Below are 21,774 nucleotides of genomic sequence, written 5' to 3'. Positions count from 1 at the left end.
TCTTAGGCGGAAGCCTTTTCCAGCACGGCGGCGAAGAAGCCGTCGGTGCCGTGGGCCTGGGGCGACAGGCGCAGCCAGGGGCCGGGCACGGGGCAGGGCGTGCCCGCCAGATCCGCCCAGATCTCGGGGACGGGAACCGGGCGGTAATCGGGATGGGCGGCCAGGAAGGCCTCGATGCGGTCCTCGTTCTCTTCGCGCATGATGGAGCAGGTGGCATAAACCAGCCGTCCGCCCGGCTTGGTCAGCCGTGCCGCGCTTTCCAAGATGGCGCCCTGGCGCACCACCAGTTCCTCCAGATCGGTCTCGCCGAACTGCCATTTCGCGTCGGGATTGCGGCGCCAGGTGCCGGTGCCGGTGCAGGGCGCATCCACCAGGACCCGGTCGAAGGATGCGGCCGAGCGCTTGATCCATTTGTCGGATTCGCCCTCGATCACCCGGCGGGTGACGTTGTGGACGCCGGCGCGGCGCAGGCGGTCCTGGGCGCGGTCGACCCGCCATTCCGCCACGTCGCAGGCCACCAGGCGCCCTTTGTTCTGCATGGCGGCGGCCAGGGCCAGGGTCTTGCCCCCGGCTCCGGCGCAGTAATCCACCACTGCCTGACCGGGCTTGGGGTCGGTGAGCAGGGCCACCAGTTGCGAGCCTTCGTCCTGAACCTCGATCAGCCCGTTGCGCCAGGCCTGGACCTGGACTAGGGGAACGCGGGTGCCCAGGCGCAGCCCGATGGGCGACAGCGCCGTCGGTTGCGACTTGATGCCTTCCTTGGCCAAGGCGCGGATGGCCTCTTCGCGGGTCGCCTTCAAGGTGTTGACCCGCAGGTCCAGCGGCGCCTCGTCGCGCATGGCGCCCATTTCGGCATCCAGATTGTCGCCGAACAAGGCGGTGAGGCGCGGCGTCAGCCATTGGGGATATTCGCCGCGCACATGGGGCGGCATGTCGCGATGGAACAGGCTTTTCTGGCCCGCCAGCATGTCCAGCACCCGGCGCTCGGGCGGTTCGGGCGGATAGGCCGAATGAGGACCCTTGAACAGGTCGGGCTCGGGCTTGATGCCTTCGAAGATCATGTCGGCCAGCACGCGGGCCCGCGCGCCGCCCTTGCCCTCGGCATTGGGGCGTTCCGGGTGGTCCAGATGCTCCAGCCACCAGTCGAGGCGCGCACGGCGGCGCAGCACGCGCCAAACCGTTTCGGCCACGGCGCGGCGGTCCTTGGCGCCGATATAGCGGCGCTGCTTGAAATAGAACGATGCCACCGAATCGGCCGGCTTGGCCGACTTTTCGATTTCGGAAAGCACCTCGATGGCGGCCTGAAGGCGTGCGGCGGGTGTCATGAGCGCATAGATGCTGGAAATCATCGCCCGCCGCAAGTCCCGCATACCCCCTGTACCCTCGGCTACGTTGACAGTGAGGCGAGGCCGGTATCTAGTTTTCGCGAAATAATCTTACGGGTCCGCGTCAATGACCTCTTTTGCCCCGCGATTGCTTCTTGCCCTGGCCGTGCTTTGTGCCGCTCCCGCCGCGGCCGAACCGACCCTGGACAAGGTCAAGCGCACCGGCTCCATCGTGTTGGGAGTGCGCGAGACCTCCTACCCGCTGTCCTATCTCGATCAGACCGGGCAGCCCATCGGCTATCATGTGGACATCTGCCGCCGCATCGCCGAGGCCGTGAAGACGCAACTGGGGCTTTCGTCCCTGGAGGTGCGGACCGAAGTGGTGACCTCCAAGACCCGCATTCCCAAGATGGTGGACGGCGCCATCGATCTGGAATGCGGCTCGACCACCAATAATGCGGCGCGCCAGACCCAGGTGGCCTTCGCGCCCACCACCTATGTGGCCTCGGTGCGCATCGCGGTAAAGAAGGCCAGCCGCATCACCAAACTGGCCCAGTTGGACGGCAAGGCGGTGGTCACCACCGCGGGCAGCACCAGCGTGCAACTGCTCAAGGCCCGCGTCCAGGGGCGCGACATCAATGTGATCGAGGTTTTCGGAAACGACCACGCCGAATCGTTCAAGATGCTGGAAAGCGACCAGGCCGCCGCCTTCGTCATGGATGACAATCTGCTGGCCGGGCTGATCGCCAGTTCGTCCGCGCCCAAGGACTACGAGATTCTGGCCCAGACCCTGAACACCGAGCCCATCGCCATCATGCTGCGCAAGAACGATCCCGCCTTCAAGGCGCTGGTGGATCAGACGGTCAAGGCGATGATGACCTCGGGCGAGGTGGGACGGCTTTACGCCAAATGGTTCCTGTCGCCCATTCCGCCCATGAATGCCGCCCTGGCCTTTCCCATGAGCCCCGTTCTGGCCGGTCTGCTGAAATATCCCGGCGACGAACCGGCCGAGGCCTTCAGGCCGGAGGAGTAAGCGGCGCGGGCGTTGCGCCCGCATCCCTTCAATCGGTTTTGTAGTTCGGCGCTTCCTTGGTGATGGACACGTCGTGGACGTGGCTTTCGCGCAGGCCCGCCGAGGTGATGCGGCGGAAGGTGCAGCGGGTCTGCATATCCTTGATGGTGGCGTTGCCGGTATAGCCCATGCCAGCGCGCAAGCCCCCGATCATCTGGTGGATGACGGTACTGACCGGGCCCTTATAGGGAACGCGGCCCTCCACGCCCTCGGGCACCAGTTTCAGCTTGTCACTGACTTCCGCCTGGAAATAGCGGTCGGCCGAGCCGCGCGCCATGGCGCCCAACGAGCCCATGCCGCGATAGGACTTGTACGAGCGGCCCTGGAACAGGAACACTTCGCCGGGGCTTTCCTCGGTACCGGCGAACAAGGAGCCGATCATCACGCAATCGGCGCCCGCCGCGATGGCCTTGGCGATGTCGCCGGAATATTTGATGCCGCCGTCGGCGATCACCGAGACCCCGTGCTTATGGGCCACCTCGGCCACTTCCATGATGGCGGAAAGCTGGGGCACGCCCACGCCCGCCACCATGCGGGTGGTGCAGATGGTGCCCGGCCCGATGCCCACCTTGACCGCGTCGGCCCCAGCCTTGATCAGGGCAAGGGCCGCTTCGGGGGTGGCGATGTTGCCGCCCACCAGCTGGATATGGGGCGAGGCCTTGCGGATCTCGGCGATGGTGTCGATGACGCCCCTGGAATGGCCGTGGGCGGTATCGACCACCACCACGTCCACCTCGGCCTCGATCAGCTTCATGGCGCGCGCGAAACCGTCGGCTCCCACGCTGGTGGCGGCGGCGACGCGCAGGCGTCCCTTCTCATCCTTGGCGGCGGTGGGGTGGGCCTGGGCCTTTTCCATGTCCTTGACGGTGACCAGCCCGATGCAGCGGTAGTCGGAATCCACCACCAGCAGCTTCTCGATGCGGTGCTGGTGCAAAAGGCGCTTGGCCTCTTCCTTATCGACGCCTTCGCGCACGGTGACCAGCTTGTCCTTGGTCATCAGCTCGTAGACCGGCTGGGCGGCGTCGTTGGCGAAGCGCACATCGCGGTTGGTGAGAATGCCCACCAGCTTGCCCGAGCCGCGCTCGACCACCGGAATGCCGGAAATCTTGTAGTCCGACATCAGGCGCAGCGCGTCGGCCAGGGTCTGGTCGGGATGGATGGTCAGGGGATTGACCACCATGCCGGATTCGAATTTCTTGACCTTGCGGACCTCGGCGGCTTGGGCGTCCATGTCCAGATTCTTATGGATGACGCCGATGCCGCCGTCCTGGGCCAGCGCGATGGCCAGACGGCTTTCGGTCACCGTGTCCATGGCGGCCGAAAGCAGGGGAATCCCCAATTCGATGGAGCGGGTCAGGCGTGTGCGCGTGTCGGCCTGGGCGGGCAACACGTTCGACTCCGCCGGGACCAGCAGAACGTCGTCGAATGTAAGGGCTTCCTTGATAATCATGCCGCCTCCGGTGGTGGGGTCCGGTTAGTGGCGCGCCATCATACACATTCGCAAGCTGGCCTCAAGGGTCGCTTACTTATGGGGAATTCATACCTTCCCCGCGAAAGCCGGTGGCGACCACATAGGTCTCTGCGGAACCCTGGCGCGAGGCCGGGGGCTTGGCGTGGCGCACCGTGGTGAAGTTCCGTTTCAGCTGGTCGAGAAGGGTCTTCTCGGTACCGCCCTGGAAGACCTTGGCCACGAAGGTTCCGCCGGGGGTGAGGACCTCCAGCGCGAAGTGCAGCGCCACCTCCACCAGGCCGATGATGCGCAGGTGATCGGTGGAGGGGTGCCCGGTGGTGGGCGCCGCCATGTCGGACAGCACCACGTCGGCGGGGCCGCCCAGGGCCTCCTTCAGGCGATCAGGGGCGTCGTCGGCCAGAAAGTCGCCTTGCAGCGTGATGGCGCCGGGCAGCGGATCCCATTCCAGAATGTCCATGCCCACCACCTTGCCGCCGCCTTTGGGGCGAAGCGCGCCGACCTTGTCCACCGCCACCTGGGTCCAGCCGCCGGGCGCGGCGCCCAGATCGACCACCCGCAGGCCGGGTTTCAGGATGTGAAAGCGCTCGTCCAGCTGGATCAGCTTGAAGGCGGCGCGGGAACGAAAGCCCAGGCGCTTGGCCTCGTGCACATAGGGGTCGTTCAACTGGCGCTGCAGCCACAGGGTGGACGACAGCTTGCGCCGCTTGGCGGTCTTGACCTTGACGGTCAGGTTGCGCGAACCGCCGCCAGGGCCCGACCCGGTGGTGCGCCCCGAACTCTTCTTGCCACCAGTCGCCATCAGTTGCGCGCCCCCAAGGTTCCGTCTTCGCGCATCATGGACAGCAGCACGCCTTCGCGCACGCCGCGATCGGCGACGCGCAGCTTGCCCAGCGGCCATAAGCGGCACACCGCTTCCAGGATGGCGCAACCCGCCACCACCAGATCGGCGCGCTCTTCTCCGATACAGGGATGGGCGGCCCGCTGCTCGTGGGTCATGGCAGCCAGCCTGCGGGTGACGGCGGCGATGTCGGCGAAGCCCAGCTCCAGCCCGTCCACCCGCGATCGGTCGTAACGCTCCAGCCCCAGATGCAGGGCGCCCAGCGTGGTGACGGTCCCCGAGGTGCCCAGCATCTGCACCATGTTGCCAGCCATCATGGCGCCGATGGTATGCATGGCCTCGAAGGGGCGGAAGGCCGCGCCGATGCGTTCGACCACGCGGGCATAGCCGCTGTTGGAGGCCAGTTCTTGGGCCCATTGCTCGGCCAGGGTGACCACACCGGTGGGAATGGATTGCACGCCCATCACCTGCTGGCCCAGAAGAGAATTCTGGACCCAGACCAGTTCGGTGGAGCCGCCGCCGATATCGAAAACCAGCGCCCAGGGTACATGGGGGTCCAGCAGCGAGGCGCAGCCGCCCAAGGCCAGGCTGGCCTCCTCGCGCGGGCTGATGATGTCGGGTTTGAGGCCGGTGCGCTCGGTGATCCGGGTGGTGAACTCGGTGCCGTTGGCGGCACGGCGGCAGGCCTCGGTGGCGACCATGCGGGCGCGGCCCACCTGATTGCGCTCCAGCTTCTCGACGCAGGCTTCCAGCGCGTCCAGGGTCCGGGCCATGGCCGCCTCGGACAACACGCCGCTGGCGCTCAAACCCTCGCCCAGCCGGGTGACTCGGGAAAAGGCATCGACCACCTTGAAACCCCGGCCCTGAGGACGCGCCACCAGCATCCGGCAGTTATTGGTGCCAAGATCAAGGGCGGCGTAAAGCGGGGCATTGCGGGACGAGGACGAGGAGGCGTAAGCCAAAACCGGAAACTCAGCAATTTTAGGGCGGCGGATGTTACCCCCAAACCGGCATTGGTGGGAAGCGCCCTCTCCCCGGGGCGGAAAACGCCCGCTTTTCCGCCGGTTCCCACGAGTTCCCGCGCCTTGATCTTTCACGTTGATCCCGCCGGGAGCCTGTGTTAGAAGGTGCGCCTCTCGTGGTCACCCCCCGCTTTAGGGGGCCTCGAACGACCACCAGCCAGACTGGTGGGGGATCGTCTAACGGTAGGACAGCGGACTCTGACTCCGCCAGTCTAGGTTCGAATCCTAGTCCCCCAGCCATTTCCCGCCCTTCAAGGCGGGAAAATACCATTTGAAACCAACGAGTTCTTCTCTCGTCGCGAGACCGGCGCCAGGGGCTTTTCGGCGAGTGTAACACCTAGGTGTAGCACCTTGACGAAGCCACGGCGCCCAGAGAAGGGCCTGCCCAATGGTGAACACCAACCATCTGTTCCGTCGTGAGGCGACGTATTATTGGCGTTGCCGATTGCCCGTTGCCCTCGGCCAGATCCTTGGGCGGTCGCATTTCGCCCGATCTCTCCGCACTCGCGAACCTGAGCACGCACGCCGCCTTGCCCGCCGCCTCTCGGCGGTGGTAGAGGAAGTGGCGCAGCACCTGAAAGCGAGTGCCATGAGCGGATTGTCGCTTCCGACCCAGCAGGACCTCGACCGAATCCTCCTCGACCTTTTCACCGAGGTGCTGGAGACCGGCGAGGTCATCCGCGCCGCCCGTCCATCGGGCGATTCGCCCTGGACCATCGATGGTGATGCATCCGAAGAAGAGCAGGAGCTACAGGAGGCTGCAAACGATCCCGATATCGGTTGGAACTGGCGGGTCCACCTCCGGCACAACATCCTCGATCCTGTCATTCCCGCCGTGGAGCGAATGCTGAAGGAGCGGAAGATGCGCCCGCTCCATGACAAGGCGGAATGGCGCTTGTTCCTGCGAAAGGCCATGGCCACCGTGGGCGCTGCCTTGGACATCGAATCCGAGCGGGAACAAGGCATCTACCGCGCCCCGATCCATCCCTTCGTCTCGAATAACGGTGCCCCTGCCATCGGCGCGGGCGGCACCGGAGCCGAAGCCGCCCGCGAGAAGGTCTCGGAGATGTTCGAAAAGAACATCGCCACCAAGGAGGCCGAAGGGAAGTGGAAGGAGACCAGCGGCACCGCCAAGCAGGCCCGCGTGGCGCTCCGCCTGTTCCTCGCCTACAAGAGCGATTTGCCCTTCGCCCAGGTTCAGAAGGCCGATGCCTTCGGTTTTCGGGAGTGGCTGTGCAGCCTGCCGGCCCTGAATGGCAAGTCCATCTATGCAGAGGTCGACTTGCCGAAGGCCATCGGACTACGCAAGGCCATCGCAGCGGATTTCAAAAAGCTGGGCAATGGTAGCGATCCGAAAGAGGTGGTTACCGTTGGCGGAATGAAAATGACACGGGCCGAGGCGGAGGAACGGGCCAAGCCCATGTCCAAGAAGACAGTGAACAAGCACCTGACCTTTTTCAGCGATGCCTTTGGCCAGCGCATTCTACGTAGCGGCTACCCCATGACCAATCCGTTCACTGGGGTCCTGTTCGCGAAGCAGGACGTGGCAGTGGAAGCGAATACCCGCGAGATCTGGGAGACGATGGAGCTCAACAGAATGGTTAGGCTTCCCGTATGGACCGGCAGCGTCAGCGCCCATAATAGGTCTGCCACAAGGGAGAACGGCTATCTGGCCGATGACGGCAAGTTCTGGATCCCCCTCATCGGCCTGTTCACCGGCATGCGCGAGACCGAGATCGCCATGCTGGACGTAGACCACATCGTTTGGGACGAGGGGAACAAGTCCTGGCTCTTCCTTGTTGCCCAGGAGCGTGGGGCAGGCAAGACCAAGGCCGCCCAGCGCAAGATCCCCGTCCACCCGATGCTCGAAAGAATCGGTCTGATCGAATTCCGTGACGCTATGAAGGTCAAGGGTCACGTTCATCTGTTCCCCGATCTGCGGGCGAAGGCAAAGCCGGGCCAGGCTTTCGGCAAGTGGTTCCGCGAATACCTGACCAAGCACGGCATGTACCAGCGCTGGCGGGATTTCCACTCCCTGCGCCACACCTTCAAGACCAGGCTAATCCGCCAGTTGAAGGCGCATCCCCTCATGGTCGGCGAGGTGATGGGGCACCGGAAGACCGACGAGATGGACGTGGTGTATTTCCACGGGTTCGAACCTGCCGAGACGGTTCCGACCATCAAGGCATTGTCATACGAGGGTCTTGATCTCAGCCACCTCTATCGCCAAGCCCAGCCAACCCGGACGATTCCGACGGAGATCGAATGGATCGATCAGGAGGAAGCGGCTTCAGCCGAGACAACTTCACAGCGCGAAAAACCAGAAAGGGCACGCCCTCCTCGCGCCGAGACACTTGGCGGAGAGCGTGCCAGAAAGCGTAAGCTGGTGCCCGGTAAACTGAGGTAACGGTGATAATATCAAATGAACTAAACCGCCGGTACGAATCGAGGGTGTACACCAAGCGTTTTCGACAGCAGAGGACCACACCCCATGACACCTTATGCTCCCGGGCCTGAAGAAGTCGGTCGGCTGAAGAAGGCGGCGACGACTGCGGCCCTAGCTGTCGGCACCGTCATGCTCGGCATGAAGATCGGAGCGTGGGCCATGACCGATTCAATGAGCGTCCTGACCTCGTTGATGGATTCGATCCTCGATTGCAGCGTTGGGGTGACCAATTTCATGGCGGTTCGCAAGGCACTTAGCCCAGCCAGTCGATCCCATCGGTTTGGTTTCGGTAAAATAGAACCGTTGGCGGCTCTGGCCGAAGCAGTTTTCCTGTTCGGCGTCGCCATTATGATCCTCATCGAAGCCGTGGATCGGCTCCGCTACCCTCACCCTGTTGCCAATACGGAATGGGGCGCTTGGGCCATGGCGGGTGTGATCGTTCTGACGGGTGGGTTGCTTGCTTATCAGCGGCATGTGATCCGCCTGACCGGATCACTTGTAGTGCGGGCAGAGGCGATCCATTACACAACGGACGTAGTAATCCATGTCGGCATCATCATATCGCTATTGCTAACCGGTCTCGCGGGAATGACATGGGTGGATTCTGCGTTCGCCCTTGGTGTCGCGGTTTATCTGGCCTTGAACGCCAAGACGATCCTTGGCGAATCCGTCGGCATCCTTCTGGACCGTGAACTCTCCGATGCAGAGAGGCACAAGATCCGGGATCTGGCGCTGTCCCATCCAGAAGTGAAAGGGGTTCATGATCTGCGCACGCGCTCGGCGGGGCCGCAGATTTTCATACAACTCCATGTCGAGATGAACCCCGACCTGTCGCTACATGACGCCCATCGCTATACCGAGGAAACCATCGACATTATCCTCGCCGCCTATCCAAGCGCAGAGGTTCAGGTTCACGAGGAGCCGGTGGGCATGTCGCGACACCGTTCGTGGTGTGGCATGACCGGACCTGTTATCCCCGGCCAATACGCCGACGCGACCGATTAGTCGGATGATGAGATCGTGGGTGAGGCTAGGTAATTGATCAGGGACTGGCCGACAATCAGATAGTTGCCGTTGCCACCCTTGGTGGCTTGGATCGCGCCACTCTTGATGAGCTTGAGCACGTCCAGACGATCCATCTCCAAAAATTCAGCGGCATCGCCGCTGGAATAAATACGCGCCGGCTTTATCGTATTGGAGCCGTAGTGCTGGCTAAGTCCGAATAGCCCAAGAACGATACTAATAGCAGAGGCTAAAATTTCTAAAATCTTATCAATAGAAATTAGCGACTTTGATGACTTCGCCATGGGTTTCTCCTTCTCAGCTGGCCTCATTGAACCCGGTGTAGCGATATTCAAACATTGTCAGCATGAAAATGAGATCTTGGCTATCACGCTTCAACTCATCGAGAGCAACTTCGGCCTCGACAAAATTTCGGTCACCGAACAATTTCACCAGAATATCCGCTGTTTCATGAAAATGCCGGTGACGTTTCTCGAGAAACGAAATCTCTGGGTATGCACTATATTTTTCGAGTGCCTCTGAATATATCCATTTCCCGAGCTCACACGTCCGACAGGATTCAAGTGTCGGCGCCGATTCGTGCCGGATCCTCTTTTCAAGCTGGAGAAGCCATCGAAGGTGAACCAGCCGCGCTTTTGATATGTCAATCATGGTGCCTCATCGTGGGCTATGGCGAAAATTATTCCGAAGGCAGGCCCACCGCCGACGGCTCTTGTTCCGCGATGTTTATCGCGTCCGCGAATAAATGATCCGCCCAGTAATCCGGGACATCACCTTTTCGGCTCTTGTCTGGCACCGTGATGATCCAAGCATGCTGAACGTCTGGAAAACTACCAAGGATATTTTCCCTCAGGCTGCTAACGATGGCGTTGCTTTCGGCAACCGTCAGCGTTTCATCAACCGAAACATGCATATATATTTCCCAGAACTCTCCGAGGCTGCGGCCACGAATTAGCTTGATCTCTCTAACGCCCTTTATCGCCCGTGACTTGCGGGCAATTTCATCAAGGGCTTCGCGCGGAACAGAGACGTCCAAAAGGCCCTTGATGGCATCCCAAGCGATGATTCTGCCCATATTCATGACGATGACGGAGACGAGGAGCGCGGCGATGTGATCAGCAGCATCAATCCCAGCATCGGAAAGAACAATTCCGGTGAATACGACGATGGAGGTGATCGCATCGATGCGATTGTCACGGCTCGCAGAACGGAGTGCAATGTTGTCATTTTCCTTGGCGACGCATGAAAGATAGCGCGACATCAGTTCGCTGAAAGCTGCGGAGATTATGACGCCGACGATGGCAAACAGGGAGCTTGTTGCCTCCACAGTCTTCGGCTCATTGAAGCTCGTGCTGGCCAGAAAGACGCCTGTCCCGATGAGGGATATTCCGATGATAAGCGAGGTGACAAACAGAATCTTTCCGGCCCCAAATGGAAAAGTCTTACTCGGTGGAATCTTGGAAATTCGGATGCTGGCGAGAGTAAGGCTCTTGGTGATGGCGTCACCGATGGAATACAAACCCTGTGCGGCCATGCCCATACTGCCTGACATGACACCGAGCAGGCTCCGAAATACCGCTTGGGCCAGCGTGCCTCCCAGATCCAACCGCGCGGCTTTTTCTACGCAGCTTTTACAGCCCGGATTTCCCATATGAACTGCCAGTCCTTTCAGGTTCCGGGCAAGAATAGCCTCCATCATGAGCCCGGAGAAGCGCCAAATCATATTCCGAATGTTGAAAGCCGCACCTTGCGGAGCATGACCTTGCGCCAGGTGCAAAAATATTTCAGGTCGATGACATAGCTGGGTCTTGCACGACCCAGTCATATGAGAGGTACTATCCAACGTCACCGCTCCCGCCCTCTGTTCCGCTGCGGCTCCTCGATGGCGACATCGACCACGGAGGCCCAGAACTCCCGCATCCAGCCGACAACGGTGCGGTGACGCTGGACAAGATCATTCCCGCCGACGAGCCGCAGCCAGGCGGCAATGCCATCGGTGACGAGGCGGGCGGGATTGCGGAAGATCGAGGAATGCCCCAGGGCCATAGCACCAACCTCCAGCAGGAACCGCAGATGCCGATCGGCCCGGCGGACGATGATATCGCGCAGGGTGCCGTATTGATTGAGGTCGGTGGCATAAGCCGCCAATGACTTTTCATACTGGCCCCATTCCGCTCCCTTGTTTTGTCGCAGAGCGGCGACGGCCTTGGTATCGGCCCGCCATTGGTCGAACTCCCTCTCGATGCCATGGGCTTTGACAAAAATGCCAAGGGCGCGTTTGTCATCTTCCACGGTGTCCCGCTCGCCTTTGACATTGGCGAGCAGGGCGATCTGTTCCTGTTCGGCCTCGACCGCTCGGCGCCGCGATTCTTCAGCCTCCGTCCTGGCGGCGATGATGGCCTTGCGAGATGCCTCGGCGGCCTGCTGCGCCTGTCGGGCCAGCATGGTGGCGTGCTCGGCACCCTGGCGCAGGATATCGGCGCGGATGGCGTCCTGTTCGGCTTGCAGGCGGGTTTCGCGCGCGGCCTGGCGCTCGGCTTCGGCGGCAGCGCCCCGGTCCTCCAGCTCGGCGTAGAACTTGCGGATCGGCTTGTGGTGGGCCTTGCTCTGGCGCTGGCCGCGCTTCAGGCCCAGGGGCTCCATGGCGTCGGCGTAGCGGTCCTGGCGGGCGGCGAACGCCTCCTTGCCGCTTCCCATCACCTTGTCGTGGTTGAGGGTCCAGCCCATGACCGGCGCCGCCTTGGTGCCATCCTTGCGGGGTCGGCCTCGCCCGTTCTTCTGCACATTGACCGCCGTCGTGACCCAAACGTGGGCGTGCGGAACGGATTCGTCGAGATGGAGGGTGACGGTGACGAGATTGGCGCCGAACTCGCCATGGAGGAACTGGACGGTCGCCGACCTCCAGGCCGTAAGGCGATCCTGGTCCCAGTCGCCGTCTCGGCCGGTATGGCCATCGCCGCCGAAATAGGCGTGGGAGGCGGTGACCAGCAACTCGCGGGCGACGACCTGGCCGGCCTTCGGCTCCAGGCCGACGGCGGCCAAGCGCGTCCGCACGTCCTCGACCACGTCGCCAGTGCCCACCAGGACCAAATTGGTGGCGCTCCGTTCGGGGTCGATATTGTCTCCCAACCAGCTTACGGCCGGATCCCGGACGGTGTGCTGCGTAGCCTGTCGAAGCTCCCCCCACGTATGTGACTTCCGCCCATGGCGAAGGATACACATCGGCCCGCCGCCACCGCCATTGTTGTCGTTGTCCGCCATGACGCCCTCCTTGCGAAATCGCCCCGCCGTCGACATCGAGCGAAAAAAGGGAAGGTCAACGGGGAAAAGGCAAAAAAGAGCCAGCTCGCCTAAAAGGCGGCACCTACGCCGTCGGGATTCTCTTCGCGAATGCCGACCGTATGCCAGGGAGAGCCCTGGACCCCAGAAAACAGGAACAACCAGCGGCGCCGATCGCCCCCCCAATCGACGATGGAGGATTGCGGCGAGACCGGACATCGCGCCCACCGCACCCAAGTGCCGATGGGCTGTAGACGCACTGCAGACGGCCCCAAATCGCCCTGAGAGGCGCGGTGTGCCTAGGGTTTCGCCCAATCTGCTGGCGCTGACGGTAGGGGGGGCACGGCGGCAGCAAAAAAACTTCCCTCCCGACTTGATACCCGCCGACGGGGGCATAGGTCGACACCAGCGGGCAAGACCGTCCGCCCCAGGGAGGGAGAGAACCATGCCGAAGGTAATTCGAGCGAGGAAGCGGACGCTGTCTACCGTCAAGCCGGTGCAATTGAGCCTGCTGGACCTGATCGCCGAGAGGCGGTTGGGGGCCGAGCAGACCGAAGCCCTTCGCGGCCTACTGGCCGCCAAGACGCCCTCGACCACCTGGCGGGGTCTTACCATCATGCCGCCAGGGAGCCTGCTGGACCGGGCGGTCAGCCTGTTCGAACGGACCACGGACTTCCCCCTGGAACTGCCCGCCTTCATGGTGCTGCACATCATGGCTGCCTACCTGCTGGATCGGGGAGTGGAGATCGAGGTGGCGGGCACCAGGCTGAAGCCGGATCTGTGGTCGACCCTGCTGGCCCCCAGCGGGGCGGGCAAGACCAAGACCGCCTCGGTGCTGGCTCGCGTCATGCCGGTTCGGCTGTTCCCCGAGACCACCACCTCCGCCCGCTTCATTGAGGAGCTGGCTGCGCACAATCGCGGCCTGTGGCTGCAGGATGAATGGGGCCAGTTCCTGCGGCGCATCGAGACCCAGTCCTATGCCGAGGAGATGAGGGAATACCTGCTGCGCGCCCATGACGGGAAGCCGCTGGCCCGGCGCACCGCCAAGGGCTCCATCGAGGTGGAGGAACCGGCCTTGGTGATCCTGGGCACCACGGTGTTCGAGACCTTCACCACCATCGTCTCGGCCGAGAGCATGCTGGACGGCTTCATGCAGAGGTTCGGCATTGTCATCGGCGAAGCGGATCCGGCCCGTCCGCCCCATCGCTTCCCGATCTACCGCGTCGAGGAGGCGGGCAACCTAGCCCCGCTGCAGGCGGCATGGGAGACCATCGCCGCCCTGCCGCTGCATTCCCTCTACACGGTGACGCCCGAGGCCGAAGCGGAATTCGAGGCCGGCTTCCGCCACCACTTCGAACAGCACCATGCCATCCCCGCCAGCTTCTTCCGGCGCGTCATGTGGCGCGTCTTCAAATATGCCGCCATCTACCACGTCCTGCTGGGCAAGGACGACGCTCGGATCGACGCCGAGGACGTGGGCTGGGCCATGCGGGTGGCGGTGCTGCACCTGACCGACGCGCGGCGCCTGCTGGACGGCTACAACCTGAGCAAGCTGGAGGCGGTCATCGTCAAGGCCGAGGTCTTCCAGGCCAAGATCGGCCACCGCCCGAGCAAGCGGGAGCTGATCTCCGGCGTCCGCGACATCCAGAACAACGTCATGGCGGAGTTCGTGTTGGAGGTCATGACACCGCTGCCGGGAGCCAATGACAACACCGGCCTGGCCGATGACAAGGCTGCAGCATGAGTGCCCACGAACGGCTGGAGCGGGAGATGGCCGTCGCCGAGGGCCGGGCTTGGTTGGTAGCCCGGCCCGACGCCGCCATGGCGGCGGATCGGGTGGCTGGTGCCTTCTACTATCCCGGCGCCCACATGGACGGGGCTGGCTTTGGCGACATCCTGATGGCGATCCGCGAGCCGGACAATCTCCACGACGAGAACGCCATTGCCCTATGGTCGGCACAGGCCCAGGTCGGCCACGTCCCAGCCTGCGCCGCCGCCATGCTGGCGCCGGTGATGGATGCCGGCCATGCCCTGTGGGCGCGGATCATCCGGGAGGCGACGGCGGACCATCCCAGCACGGTGCTGGTGGAGTATTACGGCCCGGCCATCAGCGTCAGACCGGCGGTAGGGCGCCGACGTGGTAGCGATCCCTCTGTCCCATCCGCAAAGGCGCCCACGAGCGGCTGGATATTCGCCAAGCATGAACTGCTGGACTGAAGCCCGAAGATGACGCACACTCCCTATCGAGCGAAGAAAAATCTCTTCTTTTCCAAATGGTTAGGCTGTTCGCTTTGAGCGAAATCGGGGTCCTAGTCCCCCAGCCAACTTTTGCCAATAAATACAATGCGTTAGCAGATCGCCTTGGCGGTCGCATTGCCCAAAAAAAGCATTAGCAGTACATTAGCAGTGGTCCAACGCTGCTCATTGGTCATTTTGGCCGTGCTGCACCGCAATAAATTGGGCCTTTGCGAGGCGGAAATGGGCAATGTTGTTCATATTCTCGATGGCGCTATAGCGCTGTACCAGCGTCTCTATATGGGGACGTTGACTTGGACGGCTCGCTACAAGATCAAGGGCCACAAAGGCTATGTGACCAAAACGACGGGCAAGCGCGACTTGGACGAGGCCAAGGAAGTCGCCCTCGAAAAGTTCTACGAACTGACCGCTGATCACCGTCGCGGCATTGCCATTCACAGCCGCACCTTCCAGCGGTCGGTCGATGCGTACCTTGAAGACCTCGCTGCTGCTGTAGCGTCAGGGAAAAAGACGGCTCGGACACAACGCGATAACAAGGCCGTCATCGACCGCTATCTGCTACCGTATTTCAAGAGCAAGGCCATCGACGCGATCATGCAGGAGCACATCGAAGCGTATAAGATTTGGCGCTTGAACTACTGGATTAGCGGCCCTGGTTCCAAGGAGGAAACGCGGGAATATATGCGCGGCGGCAGGCTTATCAAGGCCAAAATGCCGAAGAAAGCGCAGACGCAGCGCTCGGGTGAAATCCTCATTCTCAAGGCCATCTTCAAGGCGGCGTTGAAGCGCAAATGGATTACGCGCGATCAAATCCCCGATATTGAGGAAGACCCCCGCGAGGACAATCGGCGGCCAGCATTTTCGCCTTCGGAATGGAAGCGCGTGGAAGCGGCCATGGGGCCGTATATAGAGAGTGCTAACGGCCCCGTGGTGCAGCATGACCGCAAGATGCTCTGTGGCTATATGCGGTTCATGTTCGAGACTGGCCTGCGCCCTGGGAAAGAGCACCAGCAACTCAGGTGGGAAGATTGCGAACTGGCCGAGGCCAAGGCTGAGTTTGGCACTCGTAAGATCGCCCATGTCCATGTCCGTGATGACACGAAGACAGGCAAACGGCTCGCGGTCAGCAGCGAGGACACATGGAGCGCCCTGCAATACATCAAGTCATTTTCGCCTTGGACCAAGCCCCGCGATCCTGTGTTCGCCGACAGAGCGACGGGCAAGCCGATCAAGAGCTTCATCCATGGAATGGAAGCGCTGCTCAAGACGGTCGATTTGGTGACAAATCGGCATGGGGAAAAGTTCGCGCCGTACAGCCTGCGCCATACCTATGCGACCGACCGCCTGATCAACGGCAGAGTGGATGTGTGGCTGTTGGCGAAGAACATGGGAACGAGCGTGGAGATGATCCGCAAGCACTACGGCCAGGACGAGCCGCAGCAGCGCTCGGAGGAACTGACCCACGATAAACAGCAGCTTGATATGAAGACATGGATGGACATGCTGTCCGAGAATCCTGCGATGGCCGAAGCGCTATTACGGAAAGCGCCCGAAGGCCCGACCTTTGACCCTGATGCGCCCGAGGCCGAACCCGATCCCAATCTGCCGCAGCGGCGAGCGAAGATCAGATTGAGCGATATGCTGGACTGATTTTGGTCAGGTCGCCGTCGTGTTACACGACAGCTTGAAAAGGAGTACTATTGGGCTGGGATTGAGCATGACATATGCATTAAAGTTCCAGCTCCTATTTCGCACGCAACGCAGGAGCACCGCCAATGGCTCTGATCAATTGGGAAAGTGCTCTGGAAGTTGGAGTGCCGTCAATCGATGCCGACCACAGGAATATCGTTGCGTGGATCAATGATATTCATGCTATGGGCGCGTACAACTTCCCCCACAAAACCCTGATATACGTGATCGATTCCCTGTGTGATTACGTTGAGCATCATTTTCGCCGTGAAGAACGCGCCATGGCCGCATGTGCATATAATGGAATGGAGGCTCATAGGCGCGCCCATGAAGGCTTTGAGGCTCATGTCCATAAATTGCGCGAGCAGATCATCTCAGATCAAAACGCTGTCATTGGCGAAGATGTGATCAAGGGTGTCGTAAACTGGCTTGCTGACCATATTACGGGACTAGATGCTTTAATGGCGGTTGCTATCCGAGGAGACGCCGCCGCTTTAGCGGCTGCGGAGGCCGTTCCCCCGAGCAAGCACCTGATACTGGCTCGGACTTGAACCGCTCTGCCAGCATCTTGACCTGTCTTGCGCCCGAGCCGACCGACTGAGTGTCGTGTTACACGGCACGCACACCTTATATATGGACACCTCAGCTTTCGCGCTGCCAGCCCCCATACACGCTTCAAAGCCGGGGACCGCATAGTGCGGCACTCATGAGTCCAGCCCCGTTTGTGTGGGGCTGGAAAAGCTTCTTACGCGAGCTTCTTGCCGAAACGGCCTTTTGCAGCGGCCAACTGCTTGTCCAGTTCGCCAGCATCTGCCCCTGAATTTCAGATCGACCGCTACCGCGAGCCCATGCCTGAGCTATTTGTTTAGCGAGTTCGGCCAGATCATCGTCACGCACAGCGTGGCCGAGCGAAAAGGCGCTGGCCTATGCCTCGAGATCGGTAACTGGCACATGAAGCGGGCCTGCGTATTTCCTTGCGAAATAGACACTGCCCACTGCGGCCAAGGCCAGGACGGATAAAACGCCCCATCCGACGGTCGCGCCAATTCCGACGGCCACTGTCTTTCCAACCATCGGGGCCATCGCTGCCGCCTTGGTCCCCGCCATGTTGCTTGCCAGCATTCCCGCCCCCAAATACCCATACTTATTGAATGGTTTTGACTATTTAACACACACAGGGGGGGTAATCAAAGAACAATTATTGCGAATGAACCGCAATATAATTTCGCATAGCTCTAAATCGTCGGATTTGTCCGCATTTGCTATTCGCCAACTACAGCACCTCAACCGCAGCTTTCATCATCTGGTCGTTAACCTTCAAGTGGCGATCTCGCCGACGAGCATTCCAGCTTATAAGCTGAACATCACGGCGATGCGCGTGCATCTCTGCCTTGGTCTGGAAATGACAGCAAAAACCTTTTAGAGTTTATGCAAATCGATGGCCACAGAGCGGGCATTTTTGTGCCCAGCAATTTTTCGAGGGCGGCAAATGAATAAGGTAAAGACTGCGGTGATTGTTGACGACAATCCGCCCACACGCACTTTGATTTTCGAGGTCCTTAATGGCATCGGCATCAAGGATATCGTCCAGGCGATTAATGGTGAAGATGCGATTGCCAAGATCCGTGAAACGTCTCCTCACTTAGTCATTATGGACTGGAAGATGGACGTGATGGATGGGCTTGAATGCACTCAACGCATTCGCTCAGGGATTGATGGCATTGATCAAAAAATTCCAATCGTCCTACTGACTGGGATGGTGGGCGCAGATGCGGAAAAAAAGGCATACGAGGCAGGTGTGGACTTGTTCTTGGAAAAGCCATTTTCGATCAAAAAGCTTCATTCTGGGATAATCAAAATTCTTGGGCCAGCTTGACCGAAAGCAGGTCGCATACATTCGTATTTGTTTTCCGTTCATCACGGTGGCGCATATGTCTGAAAACATAGAACAGGATAAGGTACCCGATGGATGGTCGGCTGACTTGTCCGTTGGCGTGGACATCATTGACGAAGACCATCAAGCCTTCTTTAGGCTGGCAGGGCTGCTCCGCGATGTTATAGAAGGCCCAGAGGAAGGGAATGACTACCTAATCGAAACGGCGATTAATGTACTTGAAGAATACGTTGAAGGCCATTTCCTGCGCGAAGAGATGGCAATGGCCGCCGTGAACTATCCCTATTTGGCCGAACATCTTGCTGCACATGAAGCTTTTGCCGCGAAGGCGCATCAAATCGCTCAAGATTATAGAAATGGAAATAAAGATATTGCGGCAACAATGAGCGGCCTCGTCGAGCGATGGCTCGTGGGACATATTCAAACTATTGACAAACAATACAGTGGCTATCTGACAAACGACAACGTAGACAGCCGCCCTTTAATTTATCTATCTGATGAGGATGGCAATGAACTTGAGGTTTAACCTCTCTGCCAGCTACAGCACCTCCACGGCAGCTTTCATCATCTGGTCGTTGACCTCGATATAACGCTGCGTGGTGGACAAGTGGCGATGACCGGCCAGCGTCATGATGACCTTCGCGGACACGCCGCTGTGGGCCAACTGGGTGATAAACCACCGCCGACCGCTGTGGCTGCTCGCACCATCAATTCCGGCCAGCGTATAAATCTGTCCAAATAACTGGCACAGCGTGTTGGCCGAGAACGCGGTGGCCTTTTGCGTCACGAGGAACGGCGCGGCGCGGTCAGTTGTCGGGACTCCCGACAACATGTACCGCTCAAGCTCGCGGCGCAGCTTGCCGCTGACGAAGACCGCCCTGGCTTCGGCGGTCTTGGTGTAGTGGGCCAACAGCGTGATCTGGTCCTTTACGCGGCCATCACCATCAAGAACGTCGCCGAGTTTCAAATGGGCGATCTCTCCGACGCGCATTCCTGCGTAGAAACTCAACATGACCGCCATGCGGTTGCGTGCTGCATGGCGTTGATTGGCGATCACCGATAGCACGCGCTTCAGTTCCGCTTCGCTGAGTACCTTTGCCTGTTTCATCGCTTTACCTAATGAAAAGTTATCGCATTAGGTAAAACATTATATGAGTGAAATCGCCGATATCGCTACGGTGATTATCTGCGTTGATAATCAAGGGATTAACTGCAAACATAATGAAATGCTGCTTTTATTATGTTTTGCTCATAGCTGATTTCCAGTCGCAATGAGCTTTGTCAGATCGCCTTGCTTCTTCGCCATGGACGCTTTCGCGCTGCTGACCTGTTCGCGCTTCTTCTGAACGGAAGCAGCTTGCTTGAGCTTCTTCGCCTGATCCGCCTTCGCGTCGGCCTGCTTCTTCAAATTATCCCCGATGCTGTTGGCCTTGATCTCCTCGGCCACAATCTCCCACATCCGCATCGGCTCCCTCCTGCTGTCGGTTTTCCCGACGGTATTTATGGCCGCGGCCAACTTGTCGGGTTTCCTGACAAGTTGCTGGCGTAGGGAAAGCCGACGGGCGTGCCGTCATGCAAAATTTTCATGTGCTATAGGCTGTAAGTATCGTCGCTACGGCCGTTCATTCACATTTGGTTTTCCCTGACGGCAAAGCCCATTAAAAATTTCCGTGTATAATTTCACCTGCATGGAGAACCTGCTCGCGAGTTACGCAGCCTTAAGAGTTCCGCATCATGACCACCTCAGCCCAGCAGACCAATTTGGTTTTTAAAGCCATTCGCGATGTCGCTGGAGAGATTGCGTCCGACATCGCTCTCCTCAAGCAGTTGCCAAACGACTGCAGGAGGCACAATGACATTAAGCGCGATGTTGTTGGCGCAATAGAAAGACTATACAACCTAGACTGCCTTCAGGAATCAAGGCTAGATCAAGATAAAACAGCAAACTCCTCAAATGAAATTCGCACAATAATGGCGGGCATACATAAAGACATCGGCGGATCAGTTGTTAGTATTATTATAGAGTGCGTTCACGATGTTGTTAATGATGCAAGGAATGCGGCCCGCAGCAAATACGTAGCAAATAAATGGCGTGCCTCGAGTGCGCTGGAGATACTTGAAGAGGTTGCATATATAGGGAAGTATGCTAACGGAGGAAATGGCCTTTCAAATGAAGACATCGCGGCAATAGATGATGCCCGCAGCGCAATAATGAGCCTGGAGTCCAGCATCAACTAACCGTGATTATTTTTGAACAATTGCTAATTTAAATCGTTTTTTTATAGCATTAGGTGCGATGCAATGTTTGCAGATGGTATTGTTTCCGTAGAGAGGCTCACCGAAGGTGCACGCACTCTCCTGAACCAGTTGGCCACTGCAAGGCGCGACGTGATTTTGATTCGTCATCGCCTTCAAACAATTGGGCAGCTAACCCCATCTGCCATTGCCGATCTTGATCGAGCAGATGAGGAGTTCCGCCTTTCAATAGAAAGAGTGAGGGCGATCAGAGATCTTCAGGTGGACACCGTCACGAAGATCAATTCTCTTGAGGTTGGTGAGGAATAGCAATGCTGGCTGAAACTTGTCGGGTTTCCCGACAAGTGGACGACGTGTGCGCGGGCCAGGCGTAGGTTAAACCTACAGGCACGAGTGTCGTGTAACACGACAAGAGGCTGGTATCGGGAAAACATACTGGTCGATATGGCTAAATGTGACCGCCTCGAGCTCGGAATTCCACCACACTGTCTGCCAGCTTATGGTCCTCATTTGCCGTGTGGGACAGAAACCACCGAACAAGAAAGCGAGCCATCGGCTCAGCTTGATAACGATCGATGGACAAGGAATCAATAAAGACCCTCAACTCTTCAAGCAGCGCCTTGTGCACTTGGCGATGATGCTCGGCTTCTGGATAGCTTAGCTTCACCATCACCCGCTCTTCGCTGAAAAAGTGGAAGTCGGCGTATTTATAAACTTCATGAGCGAGGCGCAGTAGTAGCGTGTGCTCACCGTCTCCCTCTGCCTCCGATACAAATTCCGAGACCAAATCGAGAAATACTCTGTGCTCCCAGTCTATTCGGTCATAGCCAGTCTCGTACTCCGACTTCCAGTTCAGATCCATCTGGTCGGCTCCCTTGAACACTTGAAAACGGCGGCCACCAGCACGACCAAGGACGATGAGATAATCGATCGCTAATACGGCCGTATCGTCATTGCACTTTTGCCCATGGATGCGCCGTCTCTATTACCTACATATACGACCAGCCATCTATTCAGTCCAGAAAATGCAGAGGTATAAATGGCCCTTTCATGATCGCGGGCCATGCGTAGGTTAAACCTACAGGCACGAGTGTCGTGTAACACGGCAAGGCGATAATCCGTTGAATTTCAGCTGTATAATCAATGAATTATGAATGCGCTGGTTTGTGCTATGCAGCAATGGAGCAAACCGTGACAATTGCA

23 protein-coding genes and 1 tRNA gene are annotated in these 21,774 nt (G+C 59.4%); 13 read left to right on the top strand and 11 right to left on the bottom strand.

The features are described 5' to 3' along the window. Positions 1-2 precede the first annotated feature (2 nt). Complete coding sequence (locus tag CCC_RS13420) at positions 3-1,325, bottom strand: RsmB/NOP family class I SAM-dependent RNA methyltransferase (RefSeq protein WP_041042392.1); 1,323 nt, start codon at positions 1,323-1,325, stop codon at positions 3-5. A gap of 127 nt (positions 1,326-1,452) precedes the next feature. Here CCC_RS13420 and CCC_RS13415 point away from each other — a divergent pair, with 127 nt between their 5' ends. After that, on the top strand, positions 1,453-2,358 hold the full coding sequence (locus CCC_RS13415; RefSeq protein WP_041041835.1) for an amino acid ABC transporter substrate-binding protein: 906 nt from the start codon (positions 1,453-1,455) through the stop codon (positions 2,356-2,358). Between the two features lie 28 nt (positions 2,359-2,386). On the opposite strand, the gene guaB is transcribed toward CCC_RS13415, so the two are convergent. The 3 genes from guaB to CCC_RS13400 all read right to left on the bottom strand — a co-directional run bounded on the left by guaB (position 2,387) and on the right by CCC_RS13400 (position 5,668). Continuing rightward, complete coding sequence (gene guaB / locus CCC_RS13410; RefSeq protein ID WP_009871142.1) at positions 2,387-3,847, bottom strand: IMP dehydrogenase; 1,461 nt, start codon at positions 3,845-3,847, stop codon at positions 2,387-2,389. 76 nt (positions 3,848-3,923) lie between these two features. Next, positions 3,924-4,667 carry an RlmE family RNA methyltransferase gene (locus tag CCC_RS13405; protein ID WP_009871143.1) on the bottom strand — a complete coding sequence of 248 codons (744 nt, stop codon included), beginning with the start codon at positions 4,665-4,667 and terminating at the stop codon, positions 3,924-3,926. Further along, entirely contained in the window at positions 4,667-5,668 is a 1,002-nt protein-coding gene (locus tag CCC_RS13400; RefSeq protein WP_236686385.1) for a Ppx/GppA phosphatase family protein, read from the bottom strand. The genes CCC_RS13405 and CCC_RS13400 overlap by 1 nt, the downstream gene beginning before the upstream one ends. A 226-nt stretch (positions 5,669-5,894) precedes the next feature. On the opposite strand from CCC_RS13400, the gene CCC_RS13395 reads away from it, so the two are divergent. The 3 genes from CCC_RS13395 (at position 5,895) to CCC_RS13385 (ending at position 9,179) form a co-directional block, all read left to right on the top strand. Further along, positions 5,895-5,968: transfer RNA gene (locus CCC_RS13395), tRNA-Gln, on the top strand. Between the two features lie 148 nt (positions 5,969-6,116). Then, positions 6,117-8,135 carry a site-specific integrase gene (locus CCC_RS13390; RefSeq protein WP_082036624.1) on the top strand — a complete coding sequence of 673 codons (2,019 nt, stop codon included), beginning with the start codon at positions 6,117-6,119 and terminating at the stop codon, positions 8,133-8,135. 84 nt (positions 8,136-8,219) lie between these two features. After that, positions 8,220-9,179 carry a cation diffusion facilitator family transporter gene (locus tag CCC_RS13385; RefSeq protein WP_052473232.1) on the top strand — a complete coding sequence of 320 codons (960 nt, stop codon included), beginning with the start codon at positions 8,220-8,222 and terminating at the stop codon, positions 9,177-9,179. On the opposite strand, the gene mamR is transcribed toward CCC_RS13385, so the two are convergent. The 4 genes from mamR to CCC_RS22445 are packed head-to-tail and all read right to left on the bottom strand — an operon-like array spanning position 9,176 to position 12,419. Continuing rightward, positions 9,176-9,481, bottom strand: a complete 306-nt coding sequence (mamR, locus tag CCC_RS21280; protein WP_052473230.1) for a magnetosome protein MamR — start codon at positions 9,479-9,481, stop codon at positions 9,176-9,178. The two genes, CCC_RS13385 and mamR, sit on opposite strands and share 4 nt — an antisense overlap. A gap of 13 nt (positions 9,482-9,494) precedes the next feature. Continuing rightward, positions 9,495-9,848, bottom strand: coding sequence for a CZB domain-containing protein (locus tag CCC_RS21780; protein ID WP_082036623.1), 354 nt, complete (start codon positions 9,846-9,848; stop codon positions 9,495-9,497). A 28-nt stretch (positions 9,849-9,876) separates the two neighbouring features. Then, a complete protein-coding gene (gene mamV / locus CCC_RS13370) occupies positions 9,877-11,040 on the bottom strand; it encodes a CDF transporter MamV (RefSeq protein WP_152619780.1) in 1,164 nt (387 codons plus the stop codon). Between the two features lie 2 nt (positions 11,041-11,042). Then, positions 11,043-12,419 carry a plasmid recombination protein gene (locus CCC_RS22445; protein WP_269078893.1) on the bottom strand — a complete coding sequence of 459 codons (1,377 nt, stop codon included), beginning with the start codon at positions 12,417-12,419 and terminating at the stop codon, positions 11,043-11,045. A 502-nt stretch (positions 12,420-12,921) separates the two neighbouring features. Here CCC_RS22445 and CCC_RS13360 point away from each other — a divergent pair. The 7 genes from CCC_RS13360 (at position 12,922) to CCC_RS13335 (ending at position 18,841) form a co-directional block, all read left to right on the top strand. Next, positions 12,922-14,220, top strand: a complete 1,299-nt coding sequence (locus tag CCC_RS13360; RefSeq protein WP_160295535.1) for a DUF3987 domain-containing protein — start codon at positions 12,922-12,924, stop codon at positions 14,218-14,220. Then, positions 14,217-14,693: an HIRAN domain-containing protein gene (locus tag CCC_RS13355; protein WP_009867124.1), complete on the top strand. Its 477-nt coding sequence runs from the start codon at positions 14,217-14,219 to the stop codon at positions 14,691-14,693. Before CCC_RS13360 ends, CCC_RS13355 begins: the two co-directional genes overlap by 4 nt. 144 nt (positions 14,694-14,837) lie before the next feature. Next, entirely contained in the window at positions 14,838-16,382 is a 1,545-nt protein-coding gene (locus CCC_RS13350) for a tyrosine-type recombinase/integrase (protein WP_236686384.1), read from the top strand. A gap of 125 nt (positions 16,383-16,507) precedes the next feature. After that, complete coding sequence (locus CCC_RS13345; protein WP_041041829.1) at positions 16,508-16,972, top strand: bacteriohemerythrin; 465 nt, start codon at positions 16,508-16,510, stop codon at positions 16,970-16,972. 554 nt (positions 16,973-17,526) lie between these two features. Then, positions 17,527-17,844, top strand: coding sequence for a hypothetical protein (locus CCC_RS22200; RefSeq protein ID WP_152619778.1), 318 nt, complete (start codon positions 17,527-17,529; stop codon positions 17,842-17,844). Between the two features lie 66 nt (positions 17,845-17,910). After that, entirely contained in the window at positions 17,911-18,297 is a 387-nt protein-coding gene (locus tag CCC_RS13340) for a response regulator (protein ID WP_052473225.1), read from the top strand. Next, the gene (locus CCC_RS13335) at positions 18,284-18,841 is read left to right on the top strand and encodes a bacteriohemerythrin (protein WP_236686383.1); all 558 of its coding nucleotides are present in this window, start codon (positions 18,284-18,286) and stop codon (positions 18,839-18,841) included. Before CCC_RS13340 ends, CCC_RS13335 begins: the two co-directional genes overlap by 14 nt. 12 nt (positions 18,842-18,853) lie before the next feature. On the opposite strand, the gene CCC_RS13330 is transcribed toward CCC_RS13335, so the two are convergent. Together CCC_RS13330 and CCC_RS13325 are read right to left on the bottom strand one after the other, a co-directional pair. Then, positions 18,854-19,423: a tyrosine-type recombinase/integrase gene (locus tag CCC_RS13330; RefSeq protein WP_009869064.1), complete on the bottom strand. Its 570-nt coding sequence runs from the start codon at positions 19,421-19,423 to the stop codon at positions 18,854-18,856. Positions 19,424-19,564: 141 nt separating this feature from the next. Beyond that, a complete protein-coding gene (locus CCC_RS13325; protein WP_041042381.1) occupies positions 19,565-19,780 on the bottom strand; it encodes a hypothetical protein in 216 nt (71 codons plus the stop codon). Between the two features lie 269 nt (positions 19,781-20,049). On the opposite strand from CCC_RS13325, the gene CCC_RS22195 reads away from it, so the two are divergent. Together CCC_RS22195 and CCC_RS22190 are read left to right on the top strand one after the other, a co-directional pair. Further along, complete coding sequence (locus tag CCC_RS22195) at positions 20,050-20,553, top strand: hypothetical protein (protein WP_152619777.1); 504 nt, start codon at positions 20,050-20,052, stop codon at positions 20,551-20,553. 63 nt (positions 20,554-20,616) lie between these two features. Then, positions 20,617-20,880 (top strand): hypothetical protein, encoded by a 264-nt coding sequence (locus CCC_RS22190; RefSeq protein WP_152619776.1) that lies wholly within the window; start codon positions 20,617-20,619, stop codon positions 20,878-20,880. Between the two features lie 139 nt (positions 20,881-21,019). On the opposite strand, the gene CCC_RS21275 is transcribed toward CCC_RS22190, so the two are convergent. After that, positions 21,020-21,433, bottom strand: coding sequence for a bacteriohemerythrin (locus CCC_RS21275; RefSeq protein WP_052473223.1), 414 nt, complete (start codon positions 21,431-21,433; stop codon positions 21,020-21,022). Positions 21,434-21,774 lie beyond the last annotated feature (341 nt).

It is taken from the genome of Paramagnetospirillum magnetotacticum MS-1 (assembly GCF_000829825.1).
GTDB lineage: Bacteria > Pseudomonadota > Alphaproteobacteria > Rhodospirillales > Magnetospirillaceae > Phaeospirillum > Phaeospirillum magnetotacticum.
This window is presented reverse-complemented; position numbering and strand designations above follow the sequence as displayed.

Excerpts from the sequence above, each read along its gene's own strand:
- CCC_RS13420 (WP_041042392.1), bottom strand. The coding sequence starts at position 1,325 with ATGACACCCGCCGCACGCCTTCAGGCCGCCATCGAGGTGCTTTCCGAA.
- CCC_RS13415 (WP_041041835.1), top strand. The coding sequence starts at position 1,453 with ATGACCTCTTTTGCCCCGCGATTGCTTCTTGCCCTGGCCGTGCTTTGT.
- guaB (WP_009871142.1), bottom strand. The coding sequence starts at position 3,847 with ATGATTATCAAGGAAGCCCTTACATTCGACGACGTTCTGCTGGTCCCG.
- CCC_RS13405 (WP_009871143.1), bottom strand. The coding sequence starts at position 4,667 with ATGGCGACTGGTGGCAAGAAGAGTTCGGGGCGCACCACCGGGTCGGGC.
- CCC_RS13390 (WP_082036624.1), top strand. The coding sequence starts at position 6,117 with ATGGTGAACACCAACCATCTGTTCCGTCGTGAGGCGACGTATTATTGG.
- CCC_RS13385 (WP_052473232.1), top strand. The coding sequence starts at position 8,220 with ATGACACCTTATGCTCCCGGGCCTGAAGAAGTCGGTCGGCTGAAGAAG.
- mamR (WP_052473230.1), bottom strand. The coding sequence starts at position 9,481 with ATGGCGAAGTCATCAAAGTCGCTAATTTCTATTGATAAGATTTTAGAA.
- CCC_RS21780 (WP_082036623.1), bottom strand. The coding sequence starts at position 9,848 with ATGATTGACATATCAAAAGCGCGGCTGGTTCACCTTCGATGGCTTCTC.
- CCC_RS22445 (WP_269078893.1), bottom strand. The coding sequence starts at position 12,419 with ATGTGTATCCTTCGCCATGGGCGGAAGTCACATACGTGGGGGGAGCTT.
- CCC_RS13360 (WP_160295535.1), top strand. The coding sequence starts at position 12,922 with ATGCCGAAGGTAATTCGAGCGAGGAAGCGGACGCTGTCTACCGTCAAG.
- CCC_RS13355 (WP_009867124.1), top strand. The coding sequence starts at position 14,217 with ATGAGTGCCCACGAACGGCTGGAGCGGGAGATGGCCGTCGCCGAGGGC.
- CCC_RS13345 (WP_041041829.1), top strand. The coding sequence starts at position 16,508 with ATGGCTCTGATCAATTGGGAAAGTGCTCTGGAAGTTGGAGTGCCGTCA.
- CCC_RS22200 (WP_152619778.1), top strand. The coding sequence starts at position 17,527 with ATGTTGCTTGCCAGCATTCCCGCCCCCAAATACCCATACTTATTGAAT.
- CCC_RS13340 (WP_052473225.1), top strand. The coding sequence starts at position 17,911 with ATGAATAAGGTAAAGACTGCGGTGATTGTTGACGACAATCCGCCCACA.
- CCC_RS13330 (WP_009869064.1), bottom strand. The coding sequence starts at position 19,423 with ATGAAACAGGCAAAGGTACTCAGCGAAGCGGAACTGAAGCGCGTGCTA.
- CCC_RS13325 (WP_041042381.1), bottom strand. The coding sequence starts at position 19,780 with ATGCGGATGTGGGAGATTGTGGCCGAGGAGATCAAGGCCAACAGCATC.
- CCC_RS22195 (WP_152619777.1), top strand. The coding sequence starts at position 20,050 with ATGACCACCTCAGCCCAGCAGACCAATTTGGTTTTTAAAGCCATTCGC.
- CCC_RS22190 (WP_152619776.1), top strand. The coding sequence starts at position 20,617 with ATGTTTGCAGATGGTATTGTTTCCGTAGAGAGGCTCACCGAAGGTGCA.
- CCC_RS21275 (WP_052473223.1), bottom strand. The coding sequence starts at position 21,433 with ATGGATCTGAACTGGAAGTCGGAGTACGAGACTGGCTATGACCGAATA.